The organism is Calothrix anomala FACHB-343 (genome assembly GCF_014696435.1).
Classification (GTDB): domain Bacteria; phylum Cyanobacteriota; class Cyanobacteriia; order Cyanobacteriales; family Nostocaceae; genus Aulosira; species Aulosira anomala_A.
Genome location: NZ_JACJQG010000019.1, coordinates 23,195 through 43,137, shown reverse-complemented (window position 1 = coordinate 43,137; position 19,943 = coordinate 23,195). Strand labels below are relative to the sequence as shown.

Genomic DNA, 19,943 nt, shown 5'->3' with positions numbered 1-19,943 from the left:
CACGAAAATATTGCTTAACCCGCCCCTACAGCTTGTGGGAAATGCGGTTTCTTCCCTGTTACCTGAATTTTTAGTAATTTGTAATTCATACTTGTAGGGTGTGTTGTCAACAAGCGCCGCACCAGCCAAGTAGGGGCGGGTTCACAGATATGCTCAATTACCTACGAAAATATTGCTTAACCCGCCCCTACAGCTTGTGGGAAATGCGGTTTCTTCCCTAATTATTCAAATAGATAAATTACCTATCCTGAAAACAATACAACATTTATCTAAATAGGTAGAATTTTCCCAATGATGTGATATTTGCCAATCAAAAGGGAAATATAAAGTGGTAACTTTTTCTTAATTTGACAATTACTACTGCGCGTTACCTGGGTGCTACCAAAAATCTTATTTCAACAGTAAAGGATTGAAAGTATGCTGACTATGGATACCATAAAGAATGGTAATGAACTCAATTTGCAATTAGAATCAAATTTGCAAGAATTACCACTATGGTCAGTTTACGTTGAAGTCAGCCATCCAGCCAAGGTTATCAATACCGTATTTGAACAACAGCCTTTACTACCGGGAATCATTTTGACTGACAATCAAGAATATGTAGGAATGATTTCTCGCCAAAGATTTTTTGAACACATGAGTCGCCCTTATAGTTTTGCACTTTTTGCCAAACGTCCTACAGAAACTCTGCTGAAATTTCTCGACTTAGATGTGTGTCTCATTGCTGAAGAAACACCCATCATTGAAGCAATTCAAATTGCATTACAGCGTCCATCGCAATTAGCTTATGAACCGATAGTAGTCAAACCCAAATTAGGTAACTATAAACTTTTAGATTTCCACCAATTACTTTTAGCCTACTCTCAAATTCAGGTATTAACCCTAGCGCAACTAGAACAAGTAGAAGAACAATCGAGAATAGCTAAAGCCGGCTTTCGTAACTTAAAAAATAACTATACCAGATTACTGCAAAATGATAAAATGGCGGCTTTAGGGCAACTTGTTGCAGGTATTGCCCACGAAATTAATAATCCTGTCAGTTTTATTGCCGGTAACTTAGTTCACGCTCTCAACTACAGTCAGGACTTACTTGACTTAGTTAGTCTATACCAACAGTATTATCCCGAACCAGCAGCAGAAATTCAAGATGCGATCGCGGATATGGAGCTAGAATTTTTAACTGCTGATTTTGTGCATCTCTTAAAGTCGATGAAAGTCGGTACTGAACGCATTCAAGAAATCGTTCTCGCTTTACGCAATTTCTCCCGTCTAGATGAATCTGAACAAAAAATAGTTGATATTCATGAAGGTATTGATAGTACTCTATTACTCTTACAAAGTCGCTTAAAAAATCCAGAAACATGTCAAATAGTTAGCGTTGTTAAAGACTATGCAAAACTTCCATTAGTTGAATGCTATCCTGGGTTACTCAATCAGGTATTTATGAGCATCATAACCAATGCTATAGACGCGATTTATCATAATTTTAATAAATCAGAATCGAGTAGTTATTCAGCAAATTCATTCGTCAAAGAACCCTTAATTAAAATTCAGACTGAACTACAAAATGAGAATTATATAACTATTCGGATTATCGATAATGGTTTAGGTATTCCTAAAGATATTCAAAAGCGATTATTTGACCCTTTCTTTACAACTAAAAGTATCGGTAAGGGTACGGGATTAAGTTTATCTATTAGTTATCAAATTATCGTAGATAAACATAGCGGGCAACTACAATTTGTATCTGGTTTAGGCAGAGGTACAGAGTTTATAATTACAATTCCCATCCGCCTTGATTGTTATTAATAAGAATACAGTAAATGAGGTACGCGCTTTGGGGCATGGCAGTGCCAGTGCCCCTACAATCAACGATTATCTGTACCTTAACCATATCTATTTTGAGAACCATAGTTTTAAAAGTAGTGGGAGCATCTTGCTCCCTGGTGGTAGACGTAGGTTGGGTTGAGGAACGAAACCCAACATCAAAGCGGCTTTGTTGGGTTTCGCTTTCGCTCTACCCAACCTACAATTATTCTTAACTGAACTGTATTGATTAATAAAAATAGAGTAAATGAGGTACACGCTTTGGGGCATGGCAGTGCCAGTGCCCCTACAATCAACGATTATCTGTAACTTACCAACTTGCAATCTGCTGTATGAGGTACAAAAATTAATCATATAGCTCTTGTTGTGTCAGTATATTACCTGCTAGAAATATACTCAACAAAACAACTTTTCATAGCTTTGACTGTTGACTGTTGACTGTTGACTGTTAACTGTTGACTTTTGACTTTTGACTTTTGAATTCCGCCCTGCGGTACTAGTCTCCCACTTCTACAGTAGCATGAGGCTTAATATTGTCATTAGATACAATAATTTGACTAAATGCTCCATCACGCCAGCTATCAACAATATCTTTAATCAAACTGGCAATAGGTATAGCAATTAATAACCCTAAAACTCCTCCCAATTTAGCGCCAATTAATAAAGAAATTACTACCCATACAGGATTTAAACCAGTCAAATTACCCAAAATTCTCGGCGCAACAAAATTGGCATTTACTTGATCTATAGCTACAGCTATACCTAATACTTCTACCCCTAACCAAATATTTTGCAATGCTACTAAAAAACTAACTATAGTAATACCGATTCCCGTACCAAAGGGAAAGAGTGAGAATAAGCCAATACCAATGCCAAAAAGTAAAGCTAAGGGAACTTGAAGTGCGAAAAATGCCAATGTCATTACCGATGCTAAAACAGCACCTAATGTTGCCTGACCAATGAAATAATTATGAAAATCCTCCCTGATTAATTCCCGCACCTTCGGGCCGATATGCGGCGGAAACCACATAAAAATTCCATCCCAAAGGCGATCGCCATTTAGTACCATGTAAACAGTCAGCACCACTGTCAACAATACATTGACTACAACCCCGATAGTATCAACGGCAACACTGAGAATTCTCCCCGTAAAGGATTGTAGCTGATTCGATAATCGTTCTAAAGCTTGGGTAGCCAAACCAGCCAAATTAATCGGTAGTTGTTGTGTAGCCGCCCAGCTTTGTAAAGCCTGGATTTGTTCGCCGGCAGAATCAATCCAAGAAGGCAGAATATTAGCTAATTCATTCAGCTGTTGTATGATTAGCGGTACTAAAGTGACACCTAAACCCACAAGTACGATCACAGTCAAAAGTAACACGACGACAATCGCCAGATTGCGTTTCACCCCCCGTTCCTGCAAAAACTGAATGGGATAATTCAACACAAACGCTAGCAAGACAGCAGCCACAATAATACTAACTAGCGGTTGAAAATACTGTACAACCTGAAGCAATAGCCAACCATTGAGAATGGCGATGGGAAACGCCAAGCCTATATTTAACCATCGCGGTAGTTTGTTTACTGATTGCATTGGTAACTCCACACAAGGGGGAACTGTTGACTGTTGACTGTTGACTGTTGACTGTTGACTGTTGACTGTTGACTATTGACTGTTGACTGTTGACTGTTGACTGTTGACTGTTGACTGTTGACTGTTGACTGTTGACTGTTGACTGTTGACTGTTGACTATTGACTGTTGACTATTGACTGTTGACTATTGACTATCAATAAAATCCAGCATAATTCGCTGATGCATCGGCCCTAAAGGTCTAATTTCACCAGCATTTTTTGAGTAACAATTACCTTGGTGAATATCTTTGGATGTCAATAAACCCATGTCCCAGCCTTCATTTAAAACCAGTTGTTCTAAACCTACCAAGAGTGGGGCATGAAAAACATGGCGGATGATTTTATCATCCCAATAACAGGCAAATGGGGTGAATTCAGAGAAATCATAACCAATTTCTTCTAAAATTTCTCGTTTGACGGCAATCTCTGGCGTTTCTCCCGACTCGATATGTCCGCCAAACAGCGCCCAGTAACCAGGGTAAAGAATAGTCGGGATGTTGTCTCGCAATTGCATGAGAAATTGATCGTTTTGGTGGAGAATTGCGATCGCTACCTGCACTTTTTCATTACTCATAAAGTTTTATTTAATTAGATATTTCCGTAATAAATAACACAAAAATTATCAGTAAATATTCACCCCCAGTCAACAGTCAACAGTCAACCATCAACATTACTAAGAATCCTCCTCAATATATATTTCTCCCAATTCCTTACCAGCCAAAGGTATGCTTTGATACTTAACTTTGCCTTTAACAACAGCTTGTTCTCCTAGTTTCAATTTATTTTGACTAGTAATCACCCAAATTTTGCCAGTAGAGTCATCGATTTGATAAGCCCAGCGCTGCAAAAGGGGAACTTGCCTTTCCACTTTACCTTGAACGTAAACTGTAGCCTTATCGGCTTGTACTGGCTGAATTTCGCTTATAGGGGTGATATTACTCCCAATGCGGAAATTCCCCACCTGAAAGCCCGGTTGTGAGACGTTACCACAACTAAAAAGTCCCCATACCAATAGCAATAACAATGCTAGGCGGTAGGGCAAAATACTATGAGTTAGCGAAAAGTTTTGTTTAGTCATTTGTCATTGGTCATTTGTCATTAACAGAGACGCGATGAACCCTTGTCTGTACAATTGTCCTCCTTGTCCTCCTTGCCCCCCTTGTCCCCCTTCCCTGCCCCCTCCTGCTCCCCATAATGCAGTCAATCTGAGAAAATAAGGCAGTATGATTTTGCTGTTTAACAGTTCGCGGAAGTCCCCACCCTCAGCGTAGCAGGGTGGGGATAGGGAGCGGGCGGCGAGGATTGACCCCCGACCGATATCAACCGTCAGGTTGATTAGGGAGAGGGGTCGTTGAGGAGTCGCCAGTTTTTTGGCTTGGTAATTTATCGATCCAATCTTCAATAAGCTGCGTGACCGTTTTTTCTTTGTTCTGTGCATAAAGTCGCAACTTGTTCAACCTGTTTTCAGAAAGTCGCAGATTTAGTCTTCCAGTTTTCATATAAAGACGTACAATGTATGTCTTTATATGTTAGTATATAAATGGTTGTTGACCCACCCACACGGCTCATAACAAACGGTCACAGTAGCGGCTCGACGCTTACCAAGTCTAAGAGCGTGAGAAAAGGGGAAAGACCTCGGTCACTGGTTCGCAAGGTTGCGTCCTGCGGTAAAAGATAAGCCATACAGACGTGTACGGAAAAGCAATAAACTGCCTTGGGAAGCAGGGTGGCTGCGCGGGTTCTCCCCATGAGGAGATAAAGGTAGCAATACCAGAGACGCTGTGTAAGACTTAGACCGGATTCAGTTCCGGGTACTCAGCAATGGGTACGCCCAACAGAGCAACGGCGAATGAGACGCGAAATGTTGATGGTTGTTTCTTTTGAAGCTCCGGCTTCAGCGAAGCAAGCCGGAGTACTTCACACCACGCTACGCCATAAAATAGCAAGACCATCATAGTCAATAGACACATTTTATGGATGACTGTTGACTCCGCTACAGTCGGCTAGATGTTGGATTTTGGATTTAAGGCGATTTTTCTGGGAATTCTCATGGAAACTAAAACTGCCAAACTTCTTGATGGTAAAGCTTTAGCTGAAAAAATTCAGCTAAAACTTAAGGAACGGATTACAGAGTTACAACCCCAACTTGGGCGTCCTCCGGGATTAGCTGTATTAATGGTTGGCGATAATCCCGCATCGGCTGCTTACGTGCGCAATAAAGAGCGAGCTTGCGCTAAGGTGGGGATTGCTTCTTTTGGTAAGCATTTCCCTACAGAAACTACTCAAGGGGAACTAGAAGATGTCATTGCGGCACTCAATCAAGATCCGCAGGTAGATGGGATTCTTGTACAGTTACCCCTACCCCAACATTTGGATTCTGTGAGCTTGCTGAATCAAATCGATCCAGATAAAGATGCTGACGGCTTACATCCGGTGAATTTAGGGCGACTGGTACGTCAAGAAGCGGGTTTACGCAGTTGTACCCCGGCTGGCGTGATGCGATTGTTGGCGGAATATAAAATTCCTTTACAAGGAAAGCAAGCAGTCGTCGTAGGACGTAGTATTTTGGTGGGTAAGCCAATGGCGTTGATGCTGCTCGAAGCCAATGCTACGGTAACTATTGCTCACTCGCGATCGCACGATCTCAAATCCATCACCCAAAATGCCGATATTCTCATTGCAGCCGTGGGAATTCCCGGATTGATTACCGCAGAAATGGTGAAACCGGGCGCGGTTGTGGTAGATGTGGGGATGAATCGGATCGCAGATCCCAGTGGCAAAAGTCGTTTAGTCGGCGATGTTGATGGGGAATCCACAGCTGGCGTAGCAGAGTTTCTCACCCCCGTTCCTGGCGGTGTTGGGCCGATGACTGTTGCTATGTTGTTGCAAAACACATTTGCCAGCTATTTAAGGCGGCTAGGAATTGCCAATGCTGAATTATAAATTATGAGTGAATGTTACTAATTCTTAACTCATAATTACTCGCGTTTTCAGCACCAAAGCCCCTTAAAATTGTGACGTATATGACAAAAATACCAAAGTTTCAGGAATTTTAAGAATGGTAGCAACTGATAAGTTTAAAAAAACGCCCCAGACAGACAAGTTTAACCTATCAGCTTATCTCAAAGAGCGACAACAGCTTTGCGAAATTGCTTTGGATCGGTCGATTCCTGTCGTCTATCCCGAAACAATCTATGAATCTATGCGCTACTCTCTGTTAGCTGGCGGTAAGCGTGTACGTCCCATCCTCTGCCTTGCTACCTGCGAAATGACTGGCGGTACGATTGAAATGGCTATGCCAACCGCTTGCGCTGTGGAAATGATTCACACCATGTCTTTGATTCACGATGATTTACCAGCGATGGACAATGACGATTATCGTCGCGGTAAGTTGACAAATCACAAAATTTATGGTGAAGATATTGCAATTTTAGCTGGTGATGGATTATTAGCTTACGCTTTTGAGTTTGTTGCTACTCAAACACCCCAAAGCGTGCCTAGAGATAGGGTATTGCATGTTGTCGCCCGTCTGGGTAGGGCTTTAGGTGCTGCTGGCTTGGTTGGCGGTCAAGTAGTAGATTTACAATCGGAAGGTAAAGCCGATATTTCCCTAGAAACTTTGAATTTTATTCATAATCACAAAACTGCTGCACTGTTAGAAGCTTGTGTAGTTTGTGGGGGAATTTTATCGGGAGTATCGGCGGAAGATTTACAAAAATTGACTCGGTATGCCCAGAATATTGGTCTGGCATTCCAAATTATCGACGATATTTTAGATATCACCGCCACTCAAGAAGAATTAGGTAAAACCGCAGGTAAAGATTTAAAAGCGCAGAAAGTCACTTATCCTAGCTTGTGGGGAATTGACGAATCCCGGATTAAAGCCCAACAGCTAATTGAAGCCGCTTGTGCAGAATTAGATTCTTTTGGAGACAAAGCTCAAGCTTTAAAAGCGATCGCTCATTTTATTGTCAATCGCAGTAACTAAGTCAACCCCTACGGGGAATTCATCCCGATTTTGGATTCTACCCACTTAGTCGCCCGTAGGGTAACTAATACTAATTCAAAATTCAAAATTCAAAATTCAAAATTCAAAATTAAGAAAGCCAGATGTAACAAGGCTTCCAGACTTTGTATTTGGTGCTGAATTTTGGAGAATTGGTATAACTTGTGATTAAATATCATCACTTAGGGGATTTTGACTGGAAAGTAGCGACGATCAATTGATTTTTGGGGTTGCATCTTGTAGTTTCCAAAATAAATAACTGCTGCTAATATTTACTAACTTCACCAAAATACCATGCAGAACATAGGCAACATCTTAGACAACCGGGTGCTGCTGGTTGCTCTGGTAGCTTGTTTAATTGCTCAATCTCTGAAGCTCGTCATCGAGCTATTTAAAAATCGCAAACTCAATGTACGTGTATTAGTCACTACTGGCGGTATGCCAAGTGCGCACTCGGCGCTAGTTACATCTTTGGCTACCGGTGTGGGCGAAACTCTCGGCTGGGCATCTCCTGATTTTGCCCTAGCCACAGTTTTTGCCATCATTGTTATGTATGATGCGGCGGGAGTGCGCCAAGCTGCTGGTAAACAAGCTCGGATTCTTAATCAAATGATTGATGAATTATTTGATGATAAACATGATTTTACCCAAGACCGCTTAAAAGAATTGCTGGGACACACACCAGTTCAAGTTATCGCTGGTTCAGCGTTGGGTATAACCATTACTTGGTTAGCACGGTCTTTTTTAGTTACTAGTCTCTGATGCAAAAGTGTAGAGGAGCAAACAATTTAAAATTCAAAATTCAAAATTCAAAATTCAAAATTCAAAATTCAGAAATTTTGTTGTCTATTACTTTGTTGACAACTAACCATCACTGCGATCGCACATTTGAGCGTAGTAGCATCACCTTGCGGCTATCTACGACATAGGCGACAAAGCCGCTATTATTAAGCTGTTGCAATGTGTTATAGGCTTCTTTTTGGTTAGTGGTATACACTGCCAGCAAGTAAGGGCGTTGTCCGTAGGAAACAAATCCTACATCACCGCCAACAACTTGTTGTACATTAGAGACCAGTTCTGGACGATTGAAATAATCAACCAATACAGCATAACCTTCCCCTAAAGATTGAGGATTATAGCTGACTGCTGGCACTGGTTGAGTATCTGGTGGTTTAGTGGTGATAATCCCAGTTAAACCAACAATATTATTGATGTATCTTGCCCATCGTTGAGCATCATCAATTTTGTAAAATCCGCCAATGCGCGTCACTGTATCTGTTAAATATTGACAGGTAGTAGTTTTAATTTCCGCAGGTAAAGCATCGCGTAATTGCTTTTGACTATTTGCTGTGGGACTAACTATCAATAACAGATACTCACCAGGTTCAGGTGCTTGACACACAGGAATCGCCGGTTGAGCGGTAACAGAACTTATACCACCCATCAATCCAGCGATCGCAAACACTAAAGTATGTGGTAAATTTGCAAATCTCTGCACGACAGTAAAAGACATACAAGAAGATTTTTTTAAAGATTTCATCAACTGAAATTTTGTTCCTTGGGATGAGAGCAGAGAGGGCAGAGGGGGCAGAGGAAGCAGAGGAAGCAGGGGGGACAGTCAGGAAAATTTACAATTGTAGAGACGCGATGAATCGCCTCTGTTTTGACAAATGACAAATGACAAATGACAAATGACAAATGCCCAATACCCCATGCCCCATGCCCCATGCCCCATGCCCTAAGTATTCTATGATACTGTAGCCAGAGATCCTATCGGATTAGGAATAGTATTTGAAGGCGCAGAGAATTCTCCCACAATTACATACTCTAAGCGCAATTTTAGCCAGGTAATAAACTGCGAATTAGTAGAAATAATCGCTGCTGCTGGTTGCGGACATTTAGCTTTAATTGCTGCCATTTCTGGTGCTTCTAAAAAAGCTGGTTGTTTTACCAACCAAAAATCAATTTCTTTTTCTTGTTCGTGATAGTGACGGGTACGTTCTTTGAGAACTTCTTCGATAGGTTCTTCATGTACCAAGAATTGTTGACTTGCTAAAACGTAATAATATGTTTGCATTTTCATCCCGTGGTTACTAACGATTTCTGCCAACTACAGTATATAAACTGTACCTGGAAAAATTAACCGATCGCTAATTCGTAGTTCGGAATTCGTAATTCGTAATTTTTAGCTTGAATTCACCTGGGTTTGCAGGTGGCTTTATTGCCGGCGATTTGGCGATCGCTCATGGAAACAAACAGAACTTACGCAACAATTAGGTAAAAGTCTGAATTGACTGTAGAGGTAATTGATAAATTGTCTCTACATTCCCTAGTTGATGCGTAAGCCCTAACCAACTTTAATTACGAATTACGAATTATCAATTACGAATTATTTTAACTCTTCTTGACTTTTTTAAACCAAGAACTGAAGGGACAAGTACTTGCTTTGTTACTACTTGGGAGTTTACCGCCAGCTGTTAGTTTATCTAAAAACAGCGTATTGTCAAAGTAGTGTTCCAAGGAAGTTATGCGCAAGTCATCGGTAACTCTAGCAACGCTGATACCGATAATTTCTACTGTCTCTCCAGTCGGCGCATAGTCTTTATATGCACCTTGAAAATGTCCCCAGTGTCGCCACTTGAATGTCACAGTTGGCGGGCCGGAATACACTTCCAAAACTTCCCAAGGAAAGCCTTGAGGAAATGTGGAATGGAAGATTTGATGTGATGATTCAAAGCTTTCCGCCGACGCTTGATAATGCTCTGAATCAGCCATAAATAAATTGTAAGTACCTTTGGCTGATAACTCTGTAGCTGTGTATTCTTGACCTCCGTTAGTACTTACACGAAACTTGTCGTTAACAACAGATAACCACTGTTGTGGGTTACTTTTGAAAGACACTTCCATTTCAAAGGTTCTTACCAGGTTTTGCACGATCGCTTCCAGGCTACCTTCTAAGTGATGGGTTGTACTTTCTTTAGCTAAATTCTCGTTAGACCGAGAATAATCAGGAGGTGTCTGATAGCGCCATTGGGCATCAGTACTTCCTTCAATAACTTTATCTCGATCCTGTACCCAAAGTGGCAGACTGTTAGATTGTGTTGCGCTCATAGAAGTCTTACTGAAGATTTGCTCCCAAATTTCCACGGATTACGCAGTTATTGACCCCTCTGAGCTATTAACTAAATTAACCATCTATAGCTGTAGCCAAATAGATAGGACATCCAGCTAAGATAAAACCCTAACAATAAAAGGCTTTTAAGTCTGTCAACAGTCAACAGTCAACCGTCAACAGCTTTACAATTCTCCCCGGATTGCTAGTTTCATCTCTCGCACGGCTCTTTCTAAACCAACTAAAGCTGCACGTGAGATGATGGTATGACCGATGTTGAGTTCTTCCATTCCCGGAAGACTAGCCACAGGATAAACATTCCAGTAGGTAAGACCGTGACCAGCATTTACTCGCAATCCTGCTTGAATCGCTTGCTCGCACCCCTTAGCTAATACAGCTAACTCTTGCTTGCGGCTAGCTTCATCGACAGCCTCAGCATATTGCCCAGTATGCAATTCAATGAACTTTGCTTTTACTTGAGCTGATGCTGCAATTTGTGACGGTTCGGCGTCGATAAATAGGCTAACTGGAATGCCACCACTTTGCAATTTATCAACTATTTCTTCTATCTTAGCAATTTGCCCGACAATATCTAGACCACCTTCTGTTGTAACTTCCTCGCGTTTTTCGGGTACTAAAGTTACATAATCAGGTTTAATATCGAGAGCGATCGCTACCATTTCTGCTGTAGCGGCCATTTCTAAATTTAAATGGGTTCTGACTGTTTGCCGCAAAAGCCGCACATCCCTATCTTGGATATGTCTTCTATCTTCCCGTAGATGCACTGTAATCCCATCCGCACCGCCTAATTCTGCCAGCACCGCCGCCGCTACGGGGTCAGGTTCCACCGTTCGCCGTGCTTGTCGAATTGTCGCAATGTGGTCAATGTTTACGCCGAGTGTAGGCACCCTAGTTTCTCCCGATCCTCAGTCTTTCGGATCTTGATTTTACCGGAAATGCTGCTAAAGAGGTGAGTGCGATCGCGCTTGGGAAGGGAAGCGAAGGAGGACAAGGAGGACAAGGGGGACAAGGAGGATAAGAGAGCAATATATCTTTCAAGCTAGCTAATCACGAGAAAATCTCACAACCAAACATGAAAATCTCTCTTTCCTAGCCCCTAGGGCGTGTTTTCAAAGTCGCCGTCACCCTACAAGGGTGCGGCTAGCTCTACCAAGTCCGCCTGCGCGGACTACGAGAAATAAGGCTTTTTAGCCCACCTGCGTGGGCTTTGTTAATATAGCCTCAGGCTTTAGCCTGAAGGCGTTTGGGGTTTGAAAACACGCCCTAGCCCCTAGCCTAGAAATCCCAGGCGCGTCTTTTCTTCCAAGGGCCCGAAATTGCATAGGTAATTCCCGGACTTTGAATATTCACAAACAAAGTTTTACCATCGGGTGAGAAGCAAGCACCGGCAAATTCACTATCATTTAAGTTATTGAAGGCAAACTGATAAATTTCGCCCTCTTCGTTTACACCCACAACATATTGGCTGTCTCCGCCACCATCTTCACATAAGAACAGATCGCCAAAGGGAGAAACTGTAACATTATCTGGCTCATCGAGCACATCACCGGTTGGAGATGCTTCAATCAGCAAAGTCAGTGTTTCTTTACGAGGATTGTATACCCAAATTTGACCGTTACCGCGATCCCTAGAATCAACAGCTTTGGGGCCACCTTGAGTAGAAATAAAGTAAATTAGCCCTTTACCATACCAAGCGCCTTCACCTCTAAAGAAAATTGCTGCTCCTTTACGCTGGGCTTCGTAGCGCACTCCCAAACCTTTAGCTTTGCTTTCTTCAATGGGATCTGGATCGTCAATTTTCACCCACTCTACTGGCAGTTCTTTACCAACGGGAATTAGCTGAGTATTAATATTACTTGTATCTACGCCGTTGGGATAAGCTTTGATTTTCAAAGCGTACAGAGTTCCACCCCGTGCTAAGTCACCTGGCTTTTTCGGTCTAACTTTAGGTACAAACCGATAGAAGCAGCTATCACTTCGGTCTTCAGTTTCGTAAATATAATGAGTTTTTGGGTCTACAGCCACAGCTTCATGGCTAAAGCGTCCCATATCTACCAAGGGAACTGGGGTTACTAAACCACTGTTAGCATTGGCAACTACTTCAAAATTGTAACCATGTTTTTTTGTACCACCAACAGTGGTAGAGAAAGTTTCCTCACAGCTAATCCAGCTATCCCAAGGTGTGGGGCCTCCAGCACAGTTACGAATTGTTCCTGCTAAAGAACTAAACTGTTTGATTACTTCACCGTTACGCCCAATAACAATTGTCGTTGTTCCACCTTGTGCTTCGTTTGAGTATTTTATTGAGCCAGAAACTGGATTTGGAGAACTAGTACCTAACTCATGATTGCGCACTAGAATTGTAGTCTTGCCTTTTCCGGGAAACGCTGCCATACCATCATGACCTGCAGGTACAGCAAAACCATCGCTCATTTGTTGAGTTTTAATTGAGAGCGCACGGTATTTAAATCCAGGGGGAAGTTTCAATAAAGGTTGTGAACTTAAATTGATACCATCAATTACTAAGTCTTTGAGTTCAGATACGTTCTCAGGAAACTTTGGTTCCAATGCACCAAAACCCCTACCTTTGGGTATGTGACCGCTAGCTACTCTGGCATAGAATGCTTCTAGAGGAGAAACCATAGTCACGCCAATAGCACTCGCACCAGCGAGTTTAAAGAAATTACGTCTTGATAAGTTCATTGAGAATTTTTGGGGAAAAACAGCAGTAATCAAGACAATAAAAATTATTTTTTAATAAATTAGTAAGGCACGGTTAAGAGTTACTATGCAAAACTTCAGTGTCAATCTGCTTATTTAATAGTTATTAATCTTGGATTAAAAATATTTTTATTATTTTACATTTCTTAAAAAGAAAAGAAATGCGAATCGGCGATCGCGAGCTTTTATTATATTCAACAGAGAATATTCTGTAATATTTACACAAAAACCGAAATTTAGCTCATACCAATTTTCTATGAAGATGCATATAATTAGCCTGCCTTTGCAGGCTTTGTTTGTGTAGCCCCACCCTTCTAGGGTGAGGGCGTTAATGTGCAGCCTCACAGAGAATTGGTATCGCAGCATTTAAAATAATATCTACACCCATTTGCTGAGGCGATATGCTTTTAGAACTGCAACAAATTATCGTCAAACCAGGTCAACAAATGCTGCTTAAAGATGTAAGTTGGCAACAATTAGAAAATATTTTAGCAGAGATGGGAGAACGCCGTGCTGCACGCATTTCTTATAGTCATGGTTGGTTAGAAATTATGGTGCCGCTACCCGAACATGAAAAAGATAAAGAATTTATTGGTGATTTAGTCAAACTTTTATTAGATAAACTCCAAATAGATTTTGAACCTTTTGGTTCTACAACACTGAAAAATGAGCGAATGCAGCAAGCTGTAGAACCAGATACGAGTTTTTATATTCAAAATCAAGCTGTTGTAATTGGCAAAAATCGGATTGATTTAAATGTAGATCCCCCACCAGATTTAGCGATTGAAATTGATATTACATCCCGCACCAGATTTGAAAATTATGAGCTTTTGGGAGTTCCTGAACTGTGGCGATATACACAGCAAGGATTAGAAATTAATTTGCTGCAAGCAGGTAAATATATTAAGTCTCAATCTAGTCCTAATTTTCCTGGTATCCCTATTATTGAATTAGTCAATGACTATGTTCAGCAGTGTTTAACTATTGGCAGAAGTCAAGCTATGCGTAATTTTAAAACTTGGGTGAAAAATAATCTTGAGGGGCTAGGGGAGTGAGTGTGTGATTTACAGCGAATTGCAGATTGGCGAGGTACAGATAATCGTTGATTGTAGGGGCATTGGCACTGCCATGCCCCGAAGCGCGTACCGAGAATAGAGATTTTCATGTTTGGTTGTGGGTTTTTCTCATGAGGAGCTAGCTTGAAGCGCTGGTATAAAAACGCAAGGCGAACCGCCAAAACCAAGTGGAAAGCAAAAATAGTGCTAATGCCAAGATTATGCCACCGATTAACCAGGTAATTTGTCCTCGTCCTAACATAGCTTCTGCTGGGATTGTAGTTAAAAAAGCTACTGGCACAACAAAGGTAAAGAAAAAGCGATAAGCAGCAGGATAAGCAGCGATGGGGTATCTGCCAGCTTCTAATAAACCCCGTAAAACTTCGGTAACGTTGTATATTTTCACAAACCAAATGCTAGTCGCGCCTAGCATAAACCACAGGCTGTAAAGAATTACCAAACCTAATAATAAAGGTACTGCACTAACTAAATAGTTATTGATATTCAAGCCCAGGCGTTTACCAGCATAGCCAATTATCGCGCCACCAAAAATTAAGTCGGGTAGTCCCCAAGGTGACAGGGTGTGGGTAGAAAGCCAAAATTGACTGCGGATAGGTTTGAGGAGAACAAAGTCTAAAGTTCCTTCTTGTACGTGGCGGACTATATTATTTAAGTTGGGTGCGAGGAAGGTAGAAGAAAAACCTTGAAGTAGCGTAAAAATTCCTAGCACAATTAAAGCAGCATCCCATGACCAGCCTGCAAAATTGTAGCCAGTGCTGTAAAACAAGAATAACCCAAACAGACTACCTGCGAGATTCCCTAAGCTGGTGATGGTAGCAACAATAAAGTTAATGCGATATTCCAACTCAGCTGCGATCGCAGTACTCCAAAATAGCTTTAGCACTCTGAGATATCTCTGCATTTTCCACCCCTTACCGCAAACTTACGGAATATATTCACGTAATCTTAATATTAGTTTGCGTTTCCCAAAATAGCCTAAGGCTAAGATGTTGTATGTTTCTGCTGGAAAGGTTCGATATTCTATGCATTTCGATTTACCAGAAATCATTAAATCACTGGGCTATTTTGGTGTGTGGGGAATTATCTTTGCTGAGTCTGGTTTGCTGATTGGTTTTTTCCTTCCTGGTGATAGCTTGTTGTTTACTGCTGGCTTTGTCGCGTCTCAACATTTACTAAATATTTGGATTTTAATTATTGGTGCTTTTATCTGTGCTGTCCTTGGTGATAATGTTGGTTATGCTACCGGCTTTAGATTTGGCAGAAAATTATTTAGTAAAGAAGATTCATGGTTATTTCATAAAAAACATATTGTTAAAACCCAAAAGTTTTACAACAAACATGGGAAGAAAACTATTGTTTTAGCTCGGTTTGTCCCCATTGTCCGCACTTTTGCGCCAATTGTGGCGGGTGTTGGTTCAATGCATTATCGGACATTTATGTCTTATAACTTGGTTGGTGGTTTTATCTGGACATTTGGAATTACTTGCTTAGGATTCTTTTTAGGTAAATCTTTACCACCAGAACAAGTAGATAAATACTTGTTACCGATTATCGGCTTGATTATTGTTGTTTCTTTACTGCCATCAATTTTTCATGTAATTCAAGAAAGTAAAGCTAATAAGTAGGGAGCATCCCAAATGTGCAAAAACGCCCTCACCCTATAAGGGTGGGGCTAGAAATACGAAGCCTGACTTCGCAGGCTATCAAACTTTTAGCCTGCGAAGGCAGGCTTTGTTGGTATAGCAATACCCTTGAGGGTATTGCGTCAAAATTGGGATGCTCCCAATAAGTAAAGTAAGTTTAAAGCATCAAGTAAAAATAAGTAGTGCGAGCATCTTGTTCGCGCGGGCAAGATGCCCGCACTACAAATATTAAATTGTTTAACTTATTTTTCCACGACTCTTAAGGCAGTAAATATCAGTTAATAGGGAACAGGGAACGGGCAACAGGGAACAGGCAACAGGGTAATCCCCATTCAGGTAAATGAGTACGCCCTTGGGGGCATGGCAGTGCCAGTGCCCCTACAATCAACGATAATTTGTAACTCACTAATTGGAAATATGCTGTCATATCCCCGACTTCTTAAACAAGTTGGGGATATTATTTAGTAGTGAGGATTTTATTCCTCAAAATCATTGCCAATTAAAGAAAGGATTAAGTATTAGCTCTATTGTTAGAGATTAAATCATTGTAGCTGTAACTGCCATTAGCAAAATTAAATTGCTCAAAACCAGTGGCGATCGCGCTGATGCCATCTAGTTGAAAAATTACACTATTCTGTCTATTATAAATGCCAAAACTAATCTCAAAATTTCCAATGTTGTAAGCGTCAAAGCTGATTGTATCGAAACCTCTGCCACCATCAATTATAGCCTGACCAAATCCTTGTAAAAAGTCGTCACCTTCTCCTAAGTTTATCTGTACGCCACCGCCTAAACTAGAGGCAATTAAGGTATCGTTTCCTCTACCTGTATCAATAGTGCCGCCAAATATGCCGTAACTGTTGTCTCCTGTAGCTTTGGCAATGATTTTATCGTTACCAAGCCCGGTATTAATTGAGCCGCGATTGTTGTCAATGGCGATCGCGGTTTTATAAGCTTTAGCAGTAGCTTCTATAATATCGTCTCCGCGACCAGTAGCAATCCAGCCCCTATTGTTGTCAATAGCGATCGCTTTATCATTAACTTCAGTACTAGCTTTAGCAACAGCAAAGGCTAAAGCTTGATTATCTGATGTTGCATTCGCGAAAGCCGAACTATAAGTTGCGGCAAAGCCAGCAGTACTAGTAGTAGCACTCGCAGTGAGGGTATCATCACCCTTACCAGTGAAAATTGTTCCGCTAGTATTCTTAATCCCCGTGGCGGTGATGCTTCCTGTGGCTAAACTTGTGGCTACTGCTTTGGCGAAAGCTGTCAGAGTGTCAGAAGCTGGGGTTTTGCAGATAACTTCTACGATACTTGTAGCATCTACAGTAGCTATGGCTACTGCACTGATAGAACCTTCAGTATCACCACTGACAGAGTCATCGCCTTTACCTGTGTAAATTCCCCCCCATGAGTTATCAATTCCGTTAACATTAGCATTGACATTAAGGGATGCAAAAGCACTAGCGATGGCTGTTGCATCTCGTTTTTCTGCAATAGCTATCGCTTGAGATACTGTTTCTGCAATTACACCGATATTTGCTATTGCTCTACCTCTAACTACATCGTTACCATCATTGGTATGAATCACTCCTTCATTTTTAATCCCATAGGTAGAAATAGCAGCTTTAGCATTGGGAACTTCCAAGGATCTCCCCTTACTTTTTCCTGTTTCTAGCTCAACATAAACTCCTAAACCAAAATCAGCGCTAATGCTAGAAGTACCGATGATTCTATCATCTCCGTTTAATGTATTTACATAAGCAAATCGGGGATTGTATATTGCTCTATTTGGATTAACAACATCCGAGTTATTGCTAAACCTGATTCTGTTTAAGTTTAAGGCTGTCATAAAATTATCCTTTATATTGATTTACAGCATGAATTTGCACCAAATTTCAGATTTTAAATTTTGGCTTGAAAATGCAAAACTTAAAATCTAAGTTGGTTTGCAGCAGGCGAATTCCTTCGGGAAATAAATTCCCAAGGCAAATTAGCGAATTTTAGATTTTCCCTTTGAGATTTTGGATTGAGAGAATTTTGCTCTCCAACCCTAAAGCCAAAATTAATTGACTAATATTAGGACTTACGCAATGTCAGATATTTTTCATGCTTTTTGTCAATGGTCAATAGTCCATAGTCCAAAAACCTGATTTGACCACCCTTGTGAGGGTTTTTGTGTTCGGTGCGTCAGTCCTAAATATTTATTTGATGGTAAAAGCCCCTAGATTTATCTGTAGCATCAATCCAAAATCTAAAATTTAAAATCCAAAATTAATTGACAATAAAAGCACCCATAATAATTGTTGGCTGTTAAGATTTAACGGCCAACATCAATATCTTAAAAATAAGGGAGTTCCAAAAATCCGAGAAGTTTTAAATTCTCGATGAAAGCATTAAGCGTGAGAAATTAAGCAAACCTTAATCCAAGGGCATTGTAACTAGCATCAGCAAAGTTAAATTGCTCAAAGCCAGTAGTATTTAAGGTAACGCCATCAAGTTGAAAACTGACACTATTGTTGAGGCTAAAGCCAAAAATACCACCAAACTTAATCTGAAAATCGTTGATCTTGTAGTCAGATAAGTCGAGTGTATCCCAACCTTTACCACCATCTATTTTAGCTGCACCGAAACCTTTAACAAAGTCGTTACCTGCACCCAAGTTAATGTTAACTCCACCACCGAAACTAGAGGCGATAACACTGTCGTTTCCGTGACCTGTATTTATACTACCACCAAATATACCATAAGAGTCAGAGCCAGTAGCCTTGGCAGTAATTTTATCGTCTCCATCCCCGGTATCAATTTTGCCGCCACTGTTGTTGATAGCGATCGCTTTATCAGTGGCCTTAGCGGTAGCAGATACAATAGCCTCAGCTAAAGCTTTATTCTCACCAGTAGCATTTGCTATAGCAGCACTAATAGTACCTGCAAAAGCACCTGCGCTAGAAGTTGCAGTAGCATTAATGGTATCGTTACCGTCACCAGTGCTAATTTCACCCCGACTATTATTTATCCCGGTGGCTGTAATGCTGGCTTTGGCTAAACTTGTGGCTATTGCTTTGGCAAAAGCTGTGACTCCGTTAGAGATGGGAGCTTCAGCTATCGCCACTGCGGTAGCTAATGCGATCGCTGAGACTGAGCCTTCAGCATCCCCAATTATGCTATCGCTATCCTTACCAGTGTAAATAGTAGCCCAGGAGTTATCAATTCCTTCAGCAGTAGCTTTGATGTTAATAGAGGCAAAAGCATTGGTGATGGCTACAGCATCTGCTTTCCTGGCAAAAGCTATGGCTTGAGATACTGACTCTGCTGTGGCGCTAATGTTAGCCTTGGCACTACCTTTAATGACATCTAAGCCAGTGTTTGTATTGATAGTTCCTTCGTTTTGAATCCCATAGACTTCAACATCAGCCTTACCTCTCAATTCAGCAGAAGCGATCGCGAATTGTCCTCTGCTAGCTTTAGCTCCAACAAAGCTATAAACTTCAAAACCACGATTTACATTAGCAGTACCAGTGATTTTATCGTCGCCACCAAAAGTATCTACATAAGAGGATTTGGGATTGTATATTGCCTCACGTGGATTGAGGATATCAGAATTATTACTAAACCAGACTTTAGCTAAGTTTATGTTGGTCATAAAACAATCCTTCTCATTTTAATTTGCTGCACCACTTTTAAGATGTGGCTTAATCGCCACAACTCAGGCATATATATATGCAGTTAATTTTTCACCTATTTATAATTAAATAAGTGATTTAACTATATATTTGACAACTTGATGAATCACCAAAAGCTAGTATTTACACATCAATAGGACAAATTTATTTCTACAAATAAATTATTTGATATTTAGTTTCTTTTTGAGATTTTGTTAGCTAAATTAATTTGCACAAATATTGTT

The 19,943-nt window shown here is 40.8% G+C and carries 17 protein-coding genes; 6 read left to right on the top strand and 11 right to left on the bottom strand.

What is annotated here, in order from left to right; genetic code table 11:
• Window positions 1–417 precede the first annotated feature (417 nt).
• The gene (locus tag H6G08_RS13055) at window positions 418–1,809 is read left to right on the top strand and encodes a sensor histidine kinase (RefSeq protein ID WP_190542850.1); all 1,392 of its coding nucleotides are present in this window, start codon (window positions 418–420) and stop codon (window positions 1,807–1,809) included.
• Window positions 1,810–2,323: 514 nt separating this feature from the next.
• Here the strand turns inward: H6G08_RS13055 and H6G08_RS13050 are convergent.
• The 3 genes from H6G08_RS13050 to H6G08_RS13040 form a co-directional block, all read right to left on the bottom strand.
• On the bottom strand, window positions 2,324–3,418 hold the full coding sequence (locus H6G08_RS13050; protein WP_190542847.1) for an AI-2E family transporter: 1,095 nt from the start codon (window positions 3,416–3,418) through the stop codon (window positions 2,324–2,326).
• Window positions 3,419–3,602: 184 nt separating this feature from the next.
• On the bottom strand, window positions 3,603–4,031 hold the full coding sequence (locus H6G08_RS13045; protein ID WP_190542844.1) for an NUDIX hydrolase: 429 nt from the start codon (window positions 4,029–4,031) through the stop codon (window positions 3,603–3,605).
• A gap of 99 nt (window positions 4,032–4,130) precedes the next feature.
• A complete protein-coding gene (locus tag H6G08_RS13040; protein ID WP_190542841.1) occupies window positions 4,131–4,535 on the bottom strand; it encodes a hypothetical protein in 405 nt (134 codons plus the stop codon).
• 971 nt (window positions 4,536–5,506) lie between these two features.
• Between H6G08_RS13040 and folD the strand changes: the two genes are divergently transcribed.
• The 3 genes from folD (at window position 5,507) to H6G08_RS13025 (ending at window position 8,225) form a co-directional block, all read left to right on the top strand.
• Window positions 5,507–6,400: a bifunctional methylenetetrahydrofolate dehydrogenase/methenyltetrahydrofolate cyclohydrolase FolD gene (gene folD / locus H6G08_RS13035; RefSeq protein WP_190542838.1), complete on the top strand. Its 894-nt coding sequence runs from the start codon at window positions 5,507–5,509 to the stop codon at window positions 6,398–6,400.
• 115 nt (window positions 6,401–6,515) lie between these two features.
• On the top strand, window positions 6,516–7,445 hold the full coding sequence (gene crtE / locus H6G08_RS13030) for a geranylgeranyl diphosphate synthase CrtE (RefSeq protein WP_190542835.1): 930 nt from the start codon (window positions 6,516–6,518) through the stop codon (window positions 7,443–7,445).
• A gap of 312 nt (window positions 7,446–7,757) precedes the next feature.
• Window positions 7,758–8,225, top strand: coding sequence for a divergent PAP2 family protein (locus tag H6G08_RS13025; RefSeq protein WP_190542832.1), 468 nt, complete (start codon window positions 7,758–7,760; stop codon window positions 8,223–8,225).
• Window positions 8,226–8,334: 109 nt separating this feature from the next.
• Here the strand turns inward: H6G08_RS13025 and H6G08_RS13020 are convergent, their stop codons facing one another.
• From H6G08_RS13020 to H6G08_RS13000, 5 genes are all read right to left on the bottom strand, one after another.
• Window positions 8,335–8,976: a hypothetical protein gene (locus H6G08_RS13020; protein ID WP_190542829.1), complete on the bottom strand. Its 642-nt coding sequence runs from the start codon at window positions 8,974–8,976 to the stop codon at window positions 8,335–8,337.
• 234 nt (window positions 8,977–9,210) lie between these two features.
• A complete protein-coding gene (locus H6G08_RS13015) occupies window positions 9,211–9,540 on the bottom strand; it encodes an MgPME-cyclase complex family protein (protein WP_096647619.1) in 330 nt (109 codons plus the stop codon).
• A gap of 317 nt (window positions 9,541–9,857) precedes the next feature.
• Window positions 9,858–10,574, bottom strand: a complete 717-nt coding sequence (locus H6G08_RS13010) for a nuclear transport factor 2 family protein (protein WP_190542826.1) — start codon at window positions 10,572–10,574, stop codon at window positions 9,858–9,860.
• A 186-nt stretch (window positions 10,575–10,760) separates the two neighbouring features.
• Window positions 10,761–11,483: a pyridoxine 5'-phosphate synthase gene (locus H6G08_RS13005; RefSeq protein WP_190542823.1), complete on the bottom strand. Its 723-nt coding sequence runs from the start codon at window positions 11,481–11,483 to the stop codon at window positions 10,761–10,763.
• A 388-nt stretch (window positions 11,484–11,871) separates the two neighbouring features.
• The gene (locus H6G08_RS13000; protein WP_190542820.1) at window positions 11,872–13,299 is read right to left on the bottom strand and encodes an alkaline phosphatase PhoX; all 1,428 of its coding nucleotides are present in this window, start codon (window positions 13,297–13,299) and stop codon (window positions 11,872–11,874) included.
• Window positions 13,300–13,718: 419 nt separating this feature from the next.
• On the opposite strand from H6G08_RS13000, the gene H6G08_RS12995 reads away from it, so the two are divergent.
• Complete coding sequence (locus tag H6G08_RS12995; protein WP_190542817.1) at window positions 13,719–14,372, top strand: Uma2 family endonuclease; 654 nt, start codon at window positions 13,719–13,721, stop codon at window positions 14,370–14,372.
• 139 nt (window positions 14,373–14,511) lie between these two features.
• Here the strand turns inward: H6G08_RS12995 and H6G08_RS12990 are convergent, their stop codons facing one another.
• The gene (locus H6G08_RS12990; RefSeq protein ID WP_190542814.1) at window positions 14,512–15,294 is read right to left on the bottom strand and encodes an ABC transporter permease; all 783 of its coding nucleotides are present in this window, start codon (window positions 15,292–15,294) and stop codon (window positions 14,512–14,514) included.
• A 121-nt stretch (window positions 15,295–15,415) separates the two neighbouring features.
• Between H6G08_RS12990 and H6G08_RS12985 the strand changes: the two genes are divergently transcribed.
• The gene (locus H6G08_RS12985; RefSeq protein WP_190542812.1) at window positions 15,416–16,018 is read left to right on the top strand and encodes a DedA family protein; all 603 of its coding nucleotides are present in this window, start codon (window positions 15,416–15,418) and stop codon (window positions 16,016–16,018) included.
• Window positions 16,019–16,547: 529 nt separating this feature from the next.
• Here the strand turns inward: H6G08_RS12985 and H6G08_RS12980 are convergent.
• Window positions 16,548–17,888 carry a hypothetical protein gene (locus tag H6G08_RS12980; RefSeq protein ID WP_199322558.1) on the bottom strand — a complete coding sequence of 447 codons (1,341 nt, stop codon included), beginning with the start codon at window positions 17,886–17,888 and terminating at the stop codon, window positions 16,548–16,550.
• 558 nt (window positions 17,889–18,446) lie between these two features.
• On the bottom strand, window positions 18,447–19,679 hold the full coding sequence (locus H6G08_RS12975) for a hypothetical protein (protein WP_190542809.1): 1,233 nt from the start codon (window positions 19,677–19,679) through the stop codon (window positions 18,447–18,449).
• Between the last annotated feature and the right edge of the window lie 264 nt (window positions 19,680–19,943).